This window comes from Pullulanibacillus sp. KACC 23026 (assembly GCF_029094525.1).
In the GTDB taxonomy this organism is placed as follows: domain Bacteria; phylum Bacillota; class Bacilli; order Bacillales; family Sporolactobacillaceae; genus KACC-23026.
This window is the reverse complement of record NZ_CP119107.1, coordinates 2,025,001-2,041,545: the sequence shown is the minus strand read 5'-3', so window position 1 is coordinate 2,041,545 and position 16,545 is coordinate 2,025,001. Positions and strand designations below refer to the sequence as shown.

General features: G+C 37.7%; 17 protein-coding genes and 1 pseudogene. 4 read left to right on the top strand and 14 right to left on the bottom strand.

The annotated features are described in order from the left end of the window. Positions 1-124: 124 nt before the first annotated feature. Together PU629_RS09630 and PU629_RS09625 are read right to left on the bottom strand one after the other, a co-directional pair. Positions 125-1,594: an ABC transporter substrate-binding protein gene (locus PU629_RS09630; RefSeq protein WP_275284051.1), complete on the bottom strand. Its 1,470-nt coding sequence runs from the start codon at positions 1,592-1,594 to the stop codon at positions 125-127. Between the two features lie 388 nt (positions 1,595-1,982). Continuing rightward, positions 1,983-2,501, bottom strand: a complete 519-nt coding sequence (locus PU629_RS09625) for a manganese catalase family protein (protein ID WP_275284050.1) — start codon at positions 2,499-2,501, stop codon at positions 1,983-1,985. 401 nt (positions 2,502-2,902) lie between these two features. Here PU629_RS09625 and PU629_RS09620 point away from each other — a divergent pair, with 401 nt between their 5' ends. After that, the gene (locus PU629_RS09620; protein ID WP_275284049.1) at positions 2,903-3,769 is read left to right on the top strand and encodes a YitT family protein; all 867 of its coding nucleotides are present in this window, start codon (positions 2,903-2,905) and stop codon (positions 3,767-3,769) included. Positions 3,770-3,950: 181 nt separating this feature from the next. Here PU629_RS09620 and PU629_RS09615 read toward each other — a convergent pair whose 3' ends face one another. The 4 genes from PU629_RS09615 to PU629_RS09600 all read right to left on the bottom strand — a co-directional run bounded on the left by PU629_RS09615 (position 3,951) and on the right by PU629_RS09600 (position 7,842). Then, positions 3,951-4,151, bottom strand: a complete 201-nt coding sequence (locus PU629_RS09615) for a cold-shock protein (protein WP_275284048.1) — start codon at positions 4,149-4,151, stop codon at positions 3,951-3,953. A 515-nt stretch (positions 4,152-4,666) separates the two neighbouring features. Beyond that, a complete protein-coding gene (locus PU629_RS09610; RefSeq protein WP_275284393.1) occupies positions 4,667-5,101 on the bottom strand; it encodes a CarD family transcriptional regulator in 435 nt (144 codons plus the stop codon). A 275-nt stretch (positions 5,102-5,376) separates the two neighbouring features. Then, positions 5,377-6,069 carry a YukJ family protein gene (locus PU629_RS09605; RefSeq protein WP_275284047.1) on the bottom strand — a complete coding sequence of 231 codons (693 nt, stop codon included), beginning with the start codon at positions 6,067-6,069 and terminating at the stop codon, positions 5,377-5,379. A 432-nt stretch (positions 6,070-6,501) separates the two neighbouring features. Then, positions 6,502-7,842: a C1 family peptidase gene (locus tag PU629_RS09600; RefSeq protein WP_275284046.1), complete on the bottom strand. Its 1,341-nt coding sequence runs from the start codon at positions 7,840-7,842 to the stop codon at positions 6,502-6,504. A 410-nt stretch (positions 7,843-8,252) separates the two neighbouring features. On the opposite strand from PU629_RS09600, the gene PU629_RS09595 reads away from it, so the two are divergent. Then, entirely contained in the window at positions 8,253-8,498 is a 246-nt protein-coding gene (locus tag PU629_RS09595) for a hypothetical protein (protein WP_275284045.1), read from the top strand. Positions 8,499-8,877: 379 nt separating this feature from the next. Here the strand turns inward: PU629_RS09595 and vanZ-A are convergent, their stop codons facing one another. From vanZ-A to PU629_RS09580, 3 genes are all read right to left on the bottom strand, one after another. Beyond that, positions 8,878-9,366: a glycopeptide resistance protein VanZ-A gene (gene vanZ-A / locus PU629_RS09590; RefSeq protein ID WP_275284392.1), complete on the bottom strand. Its 489-nt coding sequence runs from the start codon at positions 9,364-9,366 to the stop codon at positions 8,878-8,880. A gap of 103 nt (positions 9,367-9,469) precedes the next feature. Continuing rightward, positions 9,470-9,820, bottom strand: a complete 351-nt coding sequence (locus PU629_RS09585) for a DUF2200 domain-containing protein (RefSeq protein WP_275284044.1) — start codon at positions 9,818-9,820, stop codon at positions 9,470-9,472. 155 nt (positions 9,821-9,975) lie between these two features. Further along, on the bottom strand, positions 9,976-10,806 hold the full coding sequence (locus tag PU629_RS09580; RefSeq protein WP_275284043.1) for an SDR family oxidoreductase: 831 nt from the start codon (positions 10,804-10,806) through the stop codon (positions 9,976-9,978). A gap of 103 nt (positions 10,807-10,909) precedes the next feature. Between PU629_RS09580 and PU629_RS09575 the strand changes: the two genes are divergently transcribed. Then, positions 10,910-11,314 (top strand): MerR family transcriptional regulator, encoded by a 405-nt coding sequence (locus PU629_RS09575; protein WP_275284042.1) that lies wholly within the window; start codon positions 10,910-10,912, stop codon positions 11,312-11,314. A gap of 920 nt (positions 11,315-12,234) precedes the next feature. Here PU629_RS09575 and PU629_RS09570 read toward each other — a convergent pair. The 3 genes from PU629_RS09570 to PU629_RS09560 form a co-directional block, all read right to left on the bottom strand. After that, on the bottom strand, positions 12,235-12,573 hold the full coding sequence (locus PU629_RS09570; RefSeq protein ID WP_275284041.1) for a DUF1048 domain-containing protein: 339 nt from the start codon (positions 12,571-12,573) through the stop codon (positions 12,235-12,237). Beyond that, positions 12,570-12,923 (bottom strand): DUF1048 domain-containing protein, encoded by a 354-nt coding sequence (locus PU629_RS09565; RefSeq protein ID WP_275284040.1) that lies wholly within the window; start codon positions 12,921-12,923, stop codon positions 12,570-12,572. Before PU629_RS09565 ends, PU629_RS09570 begins: the two co-directional genes overlap by 4 nt. 150 nt (positions 12,924-13,073) lie before the next feature. Next, the gene (locus PU629_RS09560; protein ID WP_275284039.1) at positions 13,074-13,403 is read right to left on the bottom strand and encodes a PadR family transcriptional regulator; all 330 of its coding nucleotides are present in this window, start codon (positions 13,401-13,403) and stop codon (positions 13,074-13,076) included. Positions 13,404-13,649: 246 nt separating this feature from the next. Between PU629_RS09560 and PU629_RS09555 the strand changes: the two are divergent. Further along, positions 13,650-14,640, top strand: a pseudogene (locus PU629_RS09555) (IS1595 family transposase). 64 nt (positions 14,641-14,704) lie between these two features. Here PU629_RS09555 and PU629_RS09550 read toward each other — a convergent pair. Next, positions 14,705-15,163 (bottom strand): DUF4367 domain-containing protein, encoded by a 459-nt coding sequence (locus PU629_RS09550; protein ID WP_275284038.1) that lies wholly within the window; start codon positions 15,161-15,163, stop codon positions 14,705-14,707. A 717-nt stretch (positions 15,164-15,880) separates the two neighbouring features. Further along, complete coding sequence (locus PU629_RS09545; RefSeq protein WP_275284037.1) at positions 15,881-16,345, bottom strand: GNAT family N-acetyltransferase; 465 nt, start codon at positions 16,343-16,345, stop codon at positions 15,881-15,883. Positions 16,346-16,545 lie beyond the last annotated feature (200 nt).

Genomic DNA, 16,545 nt, shown 5'->3' with positions numbered 1-16,545 from the left:
GTAAGAAATATATAGGGAACACGTCGAATTCGGACCATCATCATCCCTCACGTTTCTGTATTTTATTAATCGTTTTAAAACAGACTCGTTAATTATCTACTAAATTTCTTTTTCACAGTTCACTTTAAATCTTTACGGATGATTGTCTTCTTCTAAAGAACCAAATAAGTACGGCGATAAGAGCTAAAACAACGATAACTGGCAGGGCAGGCGTATTTAGAAGTGAAAACGGTTTAGTAGTTGATGAACTTTGTGTCCCATCAGAAACGACTTTGTATCCCGAAGACTTTGCAAAAACAGTTACTTCATTTTGCAAGTTGTCAAGGGCCTGATCCCAAGTTTCTTTTCCATTAGCTGCATTTGTAAATTCAACCGTCATTTGGTTATAGACATAATCTGTCCATGGACTCCATTCGAAAGAAGTATCAACCGCTGAGGCTGCTTTCGCAAAAATCGGACCAGAAACCTGATTATTAAGACCTGAATTAGGTGCATTCATCTCAGGTTGTTGGATGCCATATTTATTTCCCGGCACCTGTCCACGACCGCCTTTACTAACATCTGTGACATCCAGTTTTTCGCTAGCAGCACTTGTATTGATCCATGCTGCGAATAAAGCCGCTGCTTCAGGGTATTTGGTTTGTGTCGTAACGGCATTTGTTGAGCCACCCCAGTTACCTGTTACAAATTTCCCATTTGTATTCCATTGAGGCATATCAGCTGCATTCCAATCAGAGGTTGCCGGCGTAACATAGGGTTGGATTGTATAGGTCGGCGACCAGGCTGCCCCTGATAACGAAGCATAGATTCCCTTACCTATATTACTTTCCCATTGAGGTGTACCATCATTTGTCGCCTGAACAGCACCCTCTTTGATTAACTTGCCCCAAAAATTTATCACCTGTTTTGCTTTAGGACTATTAAGATCTATTTTCCAGCCCTTAGATGTGTATGTGAATGGTCGAACTCCTGCCTGCCACAATAATCCTGTGATATATCCACCATCATTTAACGGAAAGTAAGACATATACATATTTGGATTTTGTTTATGCAACTGCTCCGCTTCTTTTGCAAATTCGTCCCAAGTTTTCGGAACCGCCAACTTATATTTTTGAAAAACATCTGGTCGATAAAGCAGGGCTAACGGGCCAATATCTTCAGGGATTGCATAAATCTTATTCCCTTGACTGACTTGATTCCAGGTCCAAGGTTGAAAATAATCCTTATATTGCTTAACGTACTTAGAAATATCAAGAATTCCTCCTGTTCCAACAAATTTAGGGAGGTACTGATATTCAATTTGAACCACATCAGGTGCACCAGTTCCTGCTTTAATGGCGGTTGTTAATTTGTTATATTCTGCACTTCCGCCACCAATTAAAGGATGATTCACTTTAATGTTTGGATATACTTTGTTGAATGCCGCAATAACCTTGTCAGGATTCGCGGTCCACGTCCACCAAGTAATTGTGGCTTGTTTAGTGTACTTTGGATAAGAGGGCTGCTGAAAGTCTTGTGCGAAACTGGTTGATGCCGTTAAGAGAAAGAAACTACAAATGACAAACCATGTAACCAAAATTCTTCTTTTCTTCATGACTCTCCACCTCACCTTTAAGTTCTCAGCCAAACTATTTATTTTTTAATATTACTAACTTGATTAGAAAAAAATTACAATGAAATGAAAACGCTATCATTTTATCGCCTTGTTATAAGAAAAAATGATTTTCTTAGGCTTACATGGATTGGTATTCAATGCCATAAAATCTCTTACAGTCAGTCCCTCTTCACGCTTGCAAGTTACACCATTTCACAAATTAATAGTTTTGGTAATACTAGGAAATGTTTCCAACATCAACTATCCTAATTATCTATAAATTTAGATTAATTGTATATGGTCCAAATTAATTATTTTACCCAAATCAAAGATTACCCAAAACTAAAGTTAAAAAATAGAACCACGGAGTTTCCGTGGTTTCGACTTATTATTGAACTGGAGGATTGAGACCGCCAAATGTATCTGTATCGGGATTCCCTGAAAAAGGCCCTGTTATGATTCCTGCATTTAAACTTTTAAAGACATCTGGTCCAGGTCCTCCTGCTGAAAGTTCAGGATAAAGCTTAGCGTATTGTTTATCACGAAAAGCGGGATCAAAGCCCCCTTGTGTATCCTGGATTCTTTCGACAGCTTCCTTAAATAAAGTTGCATGAGCTTCTTCACGCTGAATAAGGAAGTCAAACATTTCACGGGCTCCTGGATCTTCTACATGACGATGAAGTTCCTCGTAAACTTTACGAGCACGTAATTCCGCTCCCAGATCTGATTGAATGTTGACCATGAGATCTCCAACAGAATTTATATAATTTGCAGTAAAAGGCGAGCCGGCGGAATCAAACACTAGTCTGCCTATATGGGAAAAGCAACTCGAAACAACTTTTAAGATGGTCAATACATTGAGAATGGTAGCTGGTGCAGTCGGAATGGCCTTCTTCGTTTCAGTCATGACTGATAAAGGAACTCAACATACCCAAAATCTTATCGTCAAAGGCATATCCTTACAACCGATAAAGCTGAATATACAAAAGCGATCCTTCAAGGTTTCGTTTTTGGGGTCAATAACGCCTTTATGGTCGCTACTGTTTTAACCATCATTGCCTTCCTTTTATCTTTCTTTATCAAAAGAACGGAACCTAAAGAAGATACCATTACAAATAGGAAAAAAGCAGCTAAAAATCGATGGGTACCTAATTCCCATTAAGTGAAAGTTGTCATTGATAAAGACAATTGCATCAAATTTAATTAACTAAAGCATAAAAGCGTTTAAGCTTTTATGCTTTTTTGCGGATTCTTGCACGATATTCATTCATTTTCTATAATTTGTAAATGAAAAGGAGGTTTGTTCGGATGTCTCAAGTCAAGTCATACTCAGCCTTATTAATAGGTACCTTTATTGAGGCGCTATGCTTCACCTTACTTCAGAGCCCCAACCAATTAGCTTCAGGTGGTACAACAGGTGCAGCGCTTGTTCTTAGCCCTGTCCTACATATATCTTCAGTCATGATTTTATGGGCAATCACCTTTCTTTTATTAGGCATCAGCTTTTTCTTTTTGGGCTTACAAGCGATCTTCAAATCGATTATTGGTTCTTTGTTAGTACCCTTATTTATCTATCTTACAAAAGGACTACCCCCATTAACTCATGACCCACTGCTTGCAAGTATTTATACGGGATTGGGACTCGGAATTGGCTTATCCTTGATTTTTAGTTCAGGAGGAAATACAGGCGGGTTTACTGTCATTTCTCAAATTCTCTTTAATAAAATGAATATCAAACACAGCGTCTCGATTATTTTTATGGATGCAAGTGTTTTGATCTCAGGCGCCTTCATTTTCTCAACACAGAAGGCTTTGTATGCGCTGCTAGCCTCATTGATCACTCGAATTACGATGGAATTCATTCAATCAAAAGCAAAAGGCTCGAATAAAGTCGCGTATATTATTTCATCAATCGAATTTGAGGAACTAATAAGTCAAACCATTTTAAATGATTTAGATCGAGGATTAACCAAGTTATCAGCGTTTGGGGGCTATACACATCGCGAAAGAAGGATCATGATGACGGTCATTCAAGCATCAAAGGTTAATAAATTAAAAGCCATTGTACAAGAAATAGACCCGCAATCATTTATTATTATCTGTGATACGGCCGATGTTTTTGGCGAAGGCTATTCGCTTCCCGTCTACCCACGCGGGAAACAATTTATTTCTTAATGAAATTCATTTTAATGACCGGACTGAGAAACTCCCCAAAAAGAGATTTCACCAGTGCGGTTTCTCAATGGATAAAACTGATTGATGACAGAACACCTACGCCAACTTTCCGCACGGTATCAAGTTTAAAGGCATAAAAAAAACAGGCCCTTAAAGGGCCTGTTTTTTTCTTGTTATAAAATTATGCTTTTTGAACGTTAGCAGCTTGAGCGCCACGAGCACCTTGCTCAACGTCAAAAGTAACACTTTGACCTTCGTCAAGTGATTTGAAGCCTTCACCTTGGATAGCAGAGAAGTGTACGAATACGTCGTCTCCATTTTCACGTTCGATAAAGCCAAAACCTTTTTCTGCGTTAAACCATTTTACTGTACCTTGTTCCATTTATATTGCCTCCACGTGTGTTACCCACACAATTAATACTATCCTTGCTCCAAGTGATCATCAAGACGAAAAGTAAAGACTTATACTATCCATTAGACCGAACAAAAATAATTCTTCCTTATCATAACAGATAACCATACCGATTGCAAACAGGCATCGGTTAAGTTTTTCTCCATACTCACCTTTCACCTGCTAAATTCTTTCTTAATTAAGCTTTATTACGGAAAAAATGAGAGGAAGTGTCTTCTAAAAAGAAAAGGTTCTTTGCGGGTTGGCTGATAATGAAGAACCACTTGGACTAAGAGAAGTCGTTAAAGGAGGAGAAGTCGTTACGTCTCGGCCATGCAACCGCCCAGGTGCATTAAAACGCTATCATTTGCCAATAAAAAAAAGCAAATAAGTTACTTTGCTCCCTTTTCTCTCAACGGCATATATCGTTTATAGGACCTGTAATCAACCGAATAGAACTTCTTTTTTTTGGGTGGTCGGTGTTTTAAGTCATTTTCTCTAAAGAATTAATTGAGGCAAAAGCTTTGGATCTGATTTTCGGTAATTCCTTCTATTAAATTCAATTCACTAATCAAGAAATCACGAGCATTGTCTAATAATTTTTTTTCGCTGCCATTAAGGGCTTTTTCTTTCTGCATGCTCATTAAATCACGAACCACTTCAGCTTCTTCCTTCAAATTCCCAGTTTTCATCTTTTCCATATTCACTTTGTACCGCTGCTTCCATACGAGGGAGTTATCGGATTCTTCCTGTTGAACAATCGTTATAATGCTATTTAAGGCTTTCAACTCAGTAATCGGACGTATGCCAGAACTTGAAAGTTTCTTCTCTGGGATCATTAAATCCATCTTACTAATTGACATCTTAATAATATAATACCTTTGCTTTTCCCCTGAGATTTCCTTATCTTCAATGGCTTTAATTTTACCTGCACCGAGCATCGGATAAACTATTCCATCACCAATTTGAAACAAAAAAATCACCCTCCGAATTTTTAACCTACTTATAGTATAGCACACTTACGCTTAATTACAAAATTTTTATTTTATCATAAATAAAATTCAGTATCAATATATTTACATGAAAAGTAACAGTGATTTATTTCAACATTCATTTTTTGACCTTGCATAATCAAAAAAGGAGCCCCGGATTCGAGGCTTGGATCATCTCTAGTCGGTGTCCCGAGTCTTTTGCCATTTTCTATCTCAAGCTCAGGCTACTTTGGAACATTGACCGTTTTATAATCACATTCATCAACCGGTTTAATGGCATTACCATTCTCATCGGTGCACCAAGATTGAGATTGAAAAGCTAAGAAAATAGCCACCCACCTTTTATCCTGTTCGAATTGGATTAAAATACCCCCATCTTGCCAAGTCCCATTATCCTTTGTCCAACCGCCCGTGTTTCCCTGATTCATATGAATGTCATGGATACCGTTACCAGGTGAAAATTTAAAATATTGATCAGGCTGATTAGTCTCAGGACCCCATCTCTGTCCGAAAGCATAAATGATTGCTCCATGCTCAATGGCCTGCTTAAAATAATCTTGAAGTTTATCATTTAAATCATTATCCGGGCCGCTTGCTTCAGGTGGCAGTGGAATCATTTGGGAAGGATTAAATAAATGTCCTCTTATATAATCAAGACCAATACTTGGGTTGTTAGGATTGATAGCGGTAAAACCAAATTTTAGATCGGGCAAGGTCGTCAATTCTTCTGAGTGAAAATTCTCACCGACATAATATAAAACGTCTGAAGGAGAGGCCTGTGATTTAATGTTAATCGCAATTCGATACTGGGTTCCTGCATCATCCTTGATCAAAACTTGATAATGTGGCTCATTATTACTTCCCATCATCGTTTTAACCGCTTTTCCCTTTAAAACCCCATAATTTTTGATTGGCAATGGTCATCCCTCCTATTTGCTTTTCTTTAATTACTTCCATAAAAAGCTCCTTTTCTCCTTCTTAGAATGTTCCCGCCCATAAGGAGAGAAATGACCTTCATGATCACTTCATTTATAGGACATTCGTTTTCCATTTATTTCGGTTGTAATCAAGCCTTCTCCAGCCTGAGCATGAAGGCGTTGAGCATTTCTTTTCTAACAGCAGTCTGAATGGTTGCCTACGCTATCAACGAAAAAAAAAAGCCTCTCACTTGAGAAAGGCTCTTCTTCATAATTACATTCTTTTATTCTTTTTTACGAGAAACGCCCAACACCTTACATGACTTGAATGTTGATCGCAGTCACTTTTGCATAGAGTTAGCAACTCGTCTCGATGTCCCTGTACAAGAAGAGGTCAAAAGCAAATACAGACTTTGAAGTCCCCTTATTCTTTTACTTCATAAATGCAAGGGAACCCATTGGATCCCATGGCTTAAGTTGTATGGGCTCTTGATCGAAGGCTTTTTTCAACTCGTCTGAAAGGTATGCTTTATTTATGACCACTTGGTAAGTATACTCATCCATCCATTTATCACTCATCACAAAATACCCTTTTTTCCCAACCTTATTGCCCCAACTATTTTCCACCTTCCAGCGCGTGGGTTGTTCATCGACGAGATTAACGCCCGTCAGTACCATCGCGTGGGTCATCACACTTTCCTTATAATCCAAGCGTTCTTCCTTTGTCATATGCAGGGACGTTCCCAATGTCTCTTCATAATCAAAAAGAGCGGTGTCCATGATGCCATAATCTCTATTGGAAGATTGACCCACATCACAACCAAACCAGACACTTTCATTCTCCTTAATTTGTTTAATAGCGAGTTGTTTTAATGTATCCATGTCGACATTCAAATACTTAACAGGTTTACCCCCCACAACATTTCCAAGGAATTGAACCGTAAAGGTCTTTCCATAAGGCTTATCCTTCGTTGGGGCATTGATAATACTCACGTAGTCTTCTAAATCAATGCCCACATACTTTTTGTAGAAAGCTTGTGGCGTCACTTTTTCTTCTCGATGAAAAACATCGTCCGCATCGCGATAGTCAAAATCAAATGTTTTTGGCGGCTCTCCTAATGCGAAAGTTAGGATTTGATAAACCTCTGAAAGCATATCCTCTTTGGCTCTTTGCAATTCCGCTTCAGATTTCCCTTCACTAAACAAGCCTCTTAGCTTTACCGCATCTCTGCGTAATTTTCGATTTATAATCGAATTTAAGCGTCTTGAATTTTCGCTTTGAAAGGTCTCCGGCATGACTTGTTTTGGAACAACCCCATATTTTTTTATTAAAGAGACGAACATATCCCACTGACCGCCATCCTGTTGAGGTGTTGACATAATCCAAGAAACGAGACGTCCATCCAATGGTTCTTCGGCTGTTTTCAGAACACTCTCAAGAAAAAAGTTCGCCTTCTCAAACTTATCCCAAAAATTGGTATAATTTTGTGAGAGCTCAAAATCCTTTAATTTAAACGTTTCAAGGATTTTGTGACGGAATGTATTCAATGCCGCGAACATCCAGCAACGGCCGCTCTGCTTCTGGTTCGCCACCGCCCCTGTTGTAATCTCCTCTGAGAATACATGATTCATTGCGACAACGGCATCATTATTCTCAGCGGCAGCATCAATGCCACTTTTCATCACTGTATTTTTAATAATCTTATTAGTGGACTTCTCATTAAAATTCGCTGTAAATACCTCTAAAAGTTGAGTTGTGATTTCGTTAGCCATTTCAATCTCCTCCCCGAGACTTATTTACGCTTTTTATTATTATAACATTTAAAAAAGTAAAAAAATAATAACTTAGTCGTTCGGGCTCTCCTTCGTACGCGCTAAGGCATGACCGCCGGTTACGTGTATTAATGATACACCTTGCCGAGATTCAAACATTGCCGTTTGCAATTGAGCAAGCAGAAAGCATGACAAACAAGACCATCTTGGCAAGAGTGCCTCAGGTAACCACCTTTGAAAGCCATTTTCATAGATTCTACCAGCTCAGGAGAATCAAATACCCTGATGACCATTGACCATGATAAGGTTTCACTCGTAAAAGCAACCGTTGAACGACAGAAAACTATCGCCTATACACATTAGCCCGTTTTTGCATAGTCTAGTCTTGTATAGGGAAGGAGGTTGACACCATGCCTAAGTATAGAAAAAAAGTCATTATTGTTGAAGCTGTGAAACTTACAAGACCGATTACCATTGAAACATCCAAAGGCACAATGAAGGGGCTTCCAGGCGATTATCTCATTACAGATAAAAACGGCGAACAATACCCCTGTGATCGAGACCTATTTGAAGCTGAGTATGAACTTCTAAAAGGACAGATTTCTCTAAAAGAGATGGTTCAAAAGCCCTTTAAATTGATAAAAAAGAAAAAATAAAACATAACTGAATTAATTAGGTTAACTAAATTTCCAGTGTCCTATTAAAAAAATTCATAAAAAAGGATAGCTTTCCTCGGACGATGAACCGCGAGCCAGCCTACTGCTTGAAATACCATCGTATTGCAGCTTCGCAAAAATACCTTCGTGCTGGCTTGTCCCGAGGAAACCCGTCTTGGAGCTTTTGCTTGCGATCTGGGTAAATTGAAAAATATCGAGTGAATGATCTAGGGGGGATCCTTTAATAGGTTTTAAGAACAAGCCAATTTTCTAGGGAAACAATCAGCTTGTTCTTTTTGGTTTGAGGTGTTAACAATTAAACTATTTAACCAGACTTGTGATTACTGTGAAATGTTCGTGCTCTACTATTAATAACAGACTAAGAAATTCTAATTCTCAAATGGATACGGTAATAAACGAGTAATAGGAGCAAAAGCAGACCAACCAAAATAATCACTCTGTCTAGACTTTTATTATTAATATAGCGATTGCTTAAACCATACAAAATTAGTCCAAGATAGCCTCCAACCGTATTTGTGATGACATCGGTAATGTCTGTCGCCCCAATAGCAAAGATAAATTGAATTATTTCAAAAGCAAGGCTCAAAGCCACCATAAAAACAAATTTAGATAAAAATCCTACTTGTTTGAAATTGACATTCAATAACAAGCCAAGAGGAACAAAGATTATAACATTCTCGATCATCTCGCTGAAACTTCCATTTACTATTGATGGGCCTGCAAATGGAATCAAGTTAAGACTTCGATGATGATAATTAAAGACTGATAAGACATTGTATTGTAATTTGAATAACACGAACCAGATTAGGGTCACTATATATAAAGCTAGCAATCCCCTCGATACTATATTTTACATAAAATCTCCTTTAATTCTCTTAAGCTTCACTTATAAGTCAATCGTCTCTCACTTGGAAATAGCTATTTAAAGAATTTTCATCAATTTGCAATGGTCATTTCCTCAATATCTTCTCCATTGCTTTTCCCTTCGCTAATTCATCAATCAGCTTGTCCAAATAGCGAATTTCCCGCATCATTGGTTCTTCAATGTCTTCCACTCGGACACCGCAGACCACGCCTTTGATCAAAGCCCGTGCCGAATTCAGTTGAGGAGCTTCCGAAAAGAAAGTCTCAAAGTCAGTCTCTTTTTCCAGTTGCACTTGTAACTCATCTTGGCTATACCCTGTCAACCAACGGATGATTTCATCGACTTCTGCTTTAGTACGACCTTTTCTCTCCGCCTTCTTCACATAAAAGGGATAGACATTTGCGAAACTTGTTGTATAGATCCTATGTTTAGTCATGATCCAGCCTCACCCTTAAGTGATTTTATTGATTTTAATACTACAACTTTATTCTAAATTTCGCATCTCTCTTATTTTTCAATCCTACCACGTACAAAAAAGACGCGTTAGGAGATAAACGCGTCTTAAATGACTTATTATCCAAAACTCATACTTCAACTTCTGAAGTAGTGACCTTGCTCGAGATCCTCAATGAGCCCTGGATGGATCGGTTCCCATCCCAAGAGTTCCTGAGTCGTTTTACTCGATCTCGGAATGTCGAGTGCCGCAATAGTGCCGAGAAATCCGAAACGATCATTAGCCCCTTCGCGTGAAATACTCTCTACCGGAACATTCAAATGCTTACCAATGACACCCGCGATGCTGCGAAATGGCACACCTTCATCCCCTACCCCATCTAATTGTGACCCGGCAGGTGCCTTTTCCAATGCTAGGCGGTAAAGCTTGGCGGCATCAAGGCGATGAACAGCCGGCCAGCGATTGGATCCATCACCAATATAGGCAGATACACCTTTTTCACGGGCTATGTTGATCAGTCTCGGCACGAAGCCCTTATCTCCCGTACCGTGGACAGATGGCGCAAGCGAAACAATCGCTGTTCGGACTCCACGATTTGCCAGCGCTAATACCTCGTTATCCGATGCTGCCCCATTGGCATGAGCAGTCGTTATGAACGGCTTGCCTGAGCCTTCGAGCGCCTCTCCTATTGTCTTAATAACACGTAAATCCGTTTCAAGTGAATGAGCAAAATTATCGAAATCGTGGATAAACGCCAGGTGAATCACACCGTCCGCATTGGCAGCACCGCTGTGCAGGCTATCTAGGTCATCAAGACTCCCATGATGCACCTCGGCACCCGCTTTTTTCAATTGTGCAGCACCTCGATCTGAACGTGAAAGACCGATGACGGTGTGTCCTCCATTTATAAGCTCACTGACGACGGCAGAACCAATATAGCCTGTTGCTCCTGTTACAAAAATACGCATAATCCTATCCTCCTAGGGGTTACTGATAAATAGAATGACTTGAACAATTAGAGTTTAAACTATAGAGTTAACTATAAGGCAAGTCTTCTTGAGGAGAATAGATATGAAAATAAAAGAATTAGCTGAAATGACAAGATTGACAACCTACACCATTCGTTATTATGAAAAAGAAGGTCTACTGGATAGTCGACATTTCCAAAGAGATGAAAATAACTATCGTAACTACAATGAAAAGGCCATCGAACGTCTAAAACTTATAAAAAAGTTTCAAAGCGTAGGCTGTTCATTAAATGAATTGAAGGAAATCTTTCAAGAACGCGATGCACATTCATCGACCAGTCTTGAAGCCATTGAGTGGATTCGCCAAAAGATACGTGAAATCGAACGAAAAAAGAATGAATACGATCAGATCATTGGAAAGCTTAACTGGATGCTAGAATACAAGTTAGCATTAGTCAATGACCCACAAAGGGCAACTGCTATGTTAATCGATCCTCCTTTTGATTAACGGTCGAAGTTGATAAGGAATTCGCTCCCTTAATTTGAAAATATTCGAAAAAAGCATTGGTTTTGAAAAGAGTCACTTAGCCTTCTGACCGTATGAAAAAAATGGAGACGAACATCCAAAAGCTCTCCAACAAAAAAAGAGCTCCAATTAATGAGTAACGGGTTCACTTCAGAGGTGCAAACAATTAACTATCAAGGTAAATCGCACGGGTTCACATAGTCATTCACCATATGATTTTTATTGTAATATCAATGTTTATTGACCATTTCAAATCACAGTTTAATTTACATGGGTGGATATAATTATTGGCGGTGTTTGAATTAACCGGTGATTAAGCAAGTGAAAGGTAGGGTGATTATCAAGTCATTTGGATATATATGTTAAAATAAAGTTAGATTATCGAAGACTTTGTGAAAAAATGGTTCTTAAAGTAAAAAACGGACTGTCATGGTTAAGAAGAAATTTTAGAGTCACCTGTGATCGTTGAAATAAGCGGAGATTTTTCCGTTATCAACCAAAGTAGCGTTCAGTTCGTCGTAAATAAGCGGAGTTTTTCCGTTTAAACAAAAAGAAATGACCCATTTTCATGTTTTTCGAGTCAATAGTCGGAATTTCTCCGTCTATTTTAGCTATTTTCGATGTTGATTTCTAAATAAGCGGAATTTCTCCGCTTATTTAGAAAGTTCGCTTTAGCCATTTAATGAAAGAGGTAATCGATTGCCTTTTATGAAAATAATCAAACCGAATCTCAAAAGATTCGGTTGTTTTGACGTTTACTAGTCTTTTCTTTCTGTGATTTTATTGTGAATAGTAGTGTGATTGAAGGTGATAATTAGAGTTTTGCATCTCACAAGTAAACCCGTTTTATTAATGAGCTCAGTTATCTTCAATTAATTTGACCGCCAAGTATTTCGTTCTTTCTATTTTTTCATATTCTTATTGATGTTTTGAGTGACCGCTTCTTGATAGAGGTCTGCGTAAGTTTTAGAATTCGAATTCTCAATCAGTGCATCACAGAAAGCAGCAACGTCTGTTCCGGTGACTTCAAGCACACCTTTCTTAGCAGCTGCGCCTTCTTCAAAGAAGCTAACAATTTCCGACAGCAGTCCGAGCCCTTCGCTTAGCTCAACAGGACCCACTTTGAAGAGATATTTCTGGATCTCTTTATAGACAATTTGGTAATCTTGCGGAAGCGCTTTGACACGAGAAACATGAGCTCTCCATTCTTTTTTTTCTTCAATTATTTTTTTGAGACTCATTTCAGTCCTCCTAATTTTCTTGCGACGTTCTTGTTAAGTTGATCGCGCCATTTATCTCGATACGTTTTTGCGCCTTCATCACCAACAAGCGCCGCGCAGAAGCCTTTGATATCCTCTCCTAGTACTTCTTCAACACTCTGACCGTCAACTGAAGTCACCTCAAGCAGTTCAAGAGTACTATCAAAAATCGGCATCAGATTACGACCACTGAAATCTCCGTGAATCCAGAGATTACTGACAATTTCTTTCCAAGTCGTTTGAAATTCAGCCGGCAAGACTTTTGCCCGTTCTTCAAAACCTTTCATTTCTTTAGTTATATCGCTGCCCGTTATTTTTTCAAAAAAGTTCATTATAGTTACCTCCTTTAAGATCATGAGTTGTTCAGTAAAATTCGATTATTGAATCGCATCGCTTGAGTTATAATTAGTTTTACATCGTTTTGCAGGAGCTGTTGTTGTCTTTTATAAGACGTTTGCACAGATTTCCATTTCACGACAGCTTTATTTGGCTTTAAATGCCTTTAATTCATTTAGTTTGCTTGAGATAAAGTTCCATTTTTCCCAAAAAACTTCAAGTTGCTTTTGACCGGCTGCGTTGAGTGTGAAAAATTTTCTCGGTGGTCCCATAGTCGATCGCTTCTTCTCGATATCCACCAGATTATTTTTCTCAAGTCTCATGGTAATCGTATAAACGGTACCTTCAACCACATCAGTGAAGCCAAGGTCTCTCAGCTGTTGTGTGATTTCATAGCCATACGTCTCGCCACGGCTGATGATCTCAAGCACACAACCCTCGAGTACCCCTTTCAGCATTTCCGTGATATTTTCCAAATTTATCACCCATTCGTCTGTCTTTATAGTTTCCAAGTAATCAGTGACACAAGTATTAAGTAATACTTATTACCGGTACATAGTAACGCAGAATAGCGTAAACTGTCAAGCACAAATCTTTTCTTTAAGGCTCTGTAAAATAACTCTGTTGACATTTGATAAAAACGAACAAATATTCTATATGGGGGGGATTAAACAACCTAGAGCGGGTGATTTGAATGGCATTAGTTGAGATAATAAAAAAAAATAAATACTGCGGATTTATATCCTTTAAAGGAGTTTTTTAATAAGTCACTTAATCCCTTCTCTAAAAGTGAACCTGTTTATAAAGAGTTGTCTGAGCAAAAACATATAGATAGGCTAAGTTGCACTCATTCCATTCGTTTCGGGAAGTATTCAGTAAAAGTTGGTCTGATAACTACTGAACGCCAACGCTATCGTTGTATAGAATGTAGAAAGACGTTTCCCGATGTAACAAACACGCCTTTATACAGAACTCATTTCCCGCATAAGTGGGTAGAGTTTATTCTCAGTGTATGATTGAAGGATATTCTCTTAGAAAAACTTCAGAAATGCTTGAAATTCATTACGTTACATTGTTTTATTGGAGAAATAAAATATTATCAGCTTTAAAACAAATGGATTTCGGGCAATTTTCGGTTATCGTTGAAATGGACGAAGCCTATTTTCTGTATTCTGAAAAAGGGAAACTTGAGATAGAGGGCAGAAAATCCCGCAAAAATGGTGGTAAATCTAAAATACTGGGGCATAAGTAAGGAACAAGTTTGTGTCCTTATTGCAAGAGACAGACAAAAAGCTACTTATTCTAAGATAGTGGCTCAAGGGCGTATTGTTAAATCCCGTTTAGATAAAACGATCGGCTCTAAACTTGTATCTTCTAACGTTCTATGTACAGATGTGTGGCGGGCGTTTAAGACCTAAGCAAAAGAAAAAGGATTAGGACATTATCGCTTCAAATCAGATGGTAAAGAACAAGTTAAAGGAATAATATATCACATTCAAAACGTCAATAACTATCACAGTCCTCTTAAAGACTGAACAGACCGTTTTTAATGGTATGACTACGAAATACCTTGGCCACTATTTGTGTTGGTTTCAATTCTTGGATTCAATCAAACAACGTAATAACGATGCAACGGTAACAAAAATGATTATTGATAGTTGTCTTATGATGACAAATACCACCAATAAATTACTCAGGTCAAATGCTTTCTAAATATAGCTGAAATTGCCAAATTACTAAGGCTTAAAGTGATAATTGGCATAAAATAAAGCTCAACTTATTCTACAGATTGAGCTATCTCAAGCATTTTCTCCTTTGATAAGGTGCTATCCATTTCAATAACTGTTCCGTTTTGTATCCAAATAAGCAAATGACCATCTTTATGCCCAGAAGTCAGAAAATAGCCTCTATTACCATTTATAGATACAGGTTGACCATAAGAGTAAACATCTTTGTCGAGTTCTTTTTGGTTGGATTTCCTTTCTTGAATGTTAAAAACAAACTGCTTGTTTTTGGTGAAGGTCATTGTAAACTTTGTTGGCTTTCCGTATTCAGTTGGAGGATAGGGTTTGATATTCATTTGCAAATCTTTTGGAAGTCTTTTAGGTACCAATACCTTGAAATTAACTTCATTTTTAATTTGTTGCATAGATACATTCTTTTCCTTCGCTTGTACAAAGAATGGGGCTGTCAAGAATTGCGTAATTACTAAACTGAAAATTATTAGAAATTTCACTTAGGTACCTCCAATTTTCCTTTTAGTAATTAAAATAACCTTAACTTCCTAAAATATGTAAAAATAGAGAACTCCTCAAACTCTGCTGCCTTTTTCCGCTTTGAGTACATCTTCAATTTTGCCTTCTGTGACTCTCATGTCATTCATCTGGTACAGGTAAGCTGCAACAAATGAAGAGTAACATTAATAGCTTCGATTATGATAGTACAATTGAAATGTTAGAGTGTCGGATTGGAAATAAGTAAAAATATCGCCCTAAGTAAATAAGCACGAACGCCTTTGATGTTTTTGCCATAATCAGGATTAAAATAAATGTAATAAATAATCGGCAACTGCACGTTCCAACTACCTGAAAAACGGCTTACATCAGGTCTTTGATCAAGAATGTTAAACTTGTTTATCTAGCCTAATACCATCCATAAATGTTGTTAGGTTAAACAAATAATAGACACCAATTAAAACAATAACCACAATAGAGAAAATATTCTTTAATAGGCTTTCATTAGCATCTTCTTCCCAACTTCTATTTTTTGACGCAAATTATATAACACCTTTTTAATCTATGTATATTGAATTACTATGTATATATACGGCATAGATTCATATTTCGTTTTTGTTCAACCCATATTAAATTAGTCGTATAGAAGAAACTGATGATTTAGGTAAAAAGCAATTGCCTTTAGTGAAGAAAAGCTAACGTTATTGAAACAAACAATTTCAGCATTCATATTGCATTTTTAAGAATTCGAAGGTGCTCCCGTTTGTATTTTGCATAAACGTTTTAACATCCGTAAAACCAACTTTTCTATAAACTTTTATTGCTCTTTGATTAAAAGTCGCCACTGATAATGTAATTTTGTTAGGTTTGTACCTAAATTCAACGAAATTCAAACCTTCCTTTAAGAATTCTAAACCACATCCTTGGCCAGTTAAATCTGGTCTCATTCCTAAACCAATTTCAAGCGTTCCATCGGCAATTTTACTAACACTGAAGAAAGCAACCAATTCATTTTCTTTTGTTACAGCAAATGTTGAGTTTCCTCTTTGTTCGGGGTCTAAAAATTCTTCCAAATCTTCTTTGTCGGCTTCCATATCATAAAAAGAATACTCTCCGTCGTAATGCCAGTTAAATGAAATATCCTCAGCCTGCTCTTGAGTCATATTAGTAAACTTATATAGCATTTTTAAACCCCTTTCAAAATTTTTAATCACATTTCTCTTCTTCAGCATAACTAACCGTCAGTGTAAACATTCTCAATCTTCCACCGTTTTAACATAAATAGCGGCGGACTTTACAAAATAGTACGCAAAACGAATCGACATATTCGGATCATCTTTTTCTATTCTAGCCTTCTACGGCTTGCTAAACGATGGCTCGTTTA

Bases quoted from the DNA above. Each gene is read 5' to 3' on its own strand.
- PU629_RS09630 (WP_275284051.1), bottom strand. From the start codon at position 1,594: ATGAAGAAAAGAAGAATTTTGGTTACATGGTTTGTCATTTGTAGTTTC.
- PU629_RS09625 (WP_275284050.1), bottom strand. From the start codon at position 2,501: ATGACTGAAACGAAGAAGGCCATTCCGACTGCACCAGCTACCATTCTC.
- PU629_RS09620 (WP_275284049.1), top strand. From the start codon at position 2,903: ATGTCTCAAGTCAAGTCATACTCAGCCTTATTAATAGGTACCTTTATT.
- PU629_RS09615 (WP_275284048.1), bottom strand. From the start codon at position 4,151: ATGGAACAAGGTACAGTAAAATGGTTTAACGCAGAAAAAGGTTTTGGC.
- PU629_RS09610 (WP_275284393.1), bottom strand. From the start codon at position 5,101: ATGCTCGGTGCAGGTAAAATTAAAGCCATTGAAGATAAGGAAATCTCA.
- PU629_RS09600 (WP_275284046.1), bottom strand. From the start codon at position 7,842: ATGGCTAACGAAATCACAACTCAACTTTTAGAGGTATTTACAGCGAAT.
- PU629_RS09595 (WP_275284045.1), top strand. From the start codon at position 8,253: ATGCCTAAGTATAGAAAAAAAGTCATTATTGTTGAAGCTGTGAAACTT.
- PU629_RS09585 (WP_275284044.1), bottom strand. From the start codon at position 9,820: ATGACTAAACATAGGATCTATACAACAAGTTTCGCAAATGTCTATCCC.
- PU629_RS09580 (WP_275284043.1), bottom strand. From the start codon at position 10,806: ATGCGTATTTTTGTAACAGGAGCAACAGGCTATATTGGTTCTGCCGTC.
- PU629_RS09575 (WP_275284042.1), top strand. From the start codon at position 10,910: ATGAAAATAAAAGAATTAGCTGAAATGACAAGATTGACAACCTACACC.
- PU629_RS09570 (WP_275284041.1), bottom strand. From the start codon at position 12,573: ATGAGTCTCAAAAAAATAATTGAAGAAAAAAAAGAATGGAGAGCTCAT.
- PU629_RS09565 (WP_275284040.1), bottom strand. From the start codon at position 12,923: ATGAACTTTTTTGAAAAAATAACGGGCAGCGATATAACTAAAGAAATG.
- PU629_RS09545 (WP_275284037.1), bottom strand. From the start codon at position 16,345: ATGCTATATAAGTTTACTAATATGACTCAAGAGCAGGCTGAGGATATT.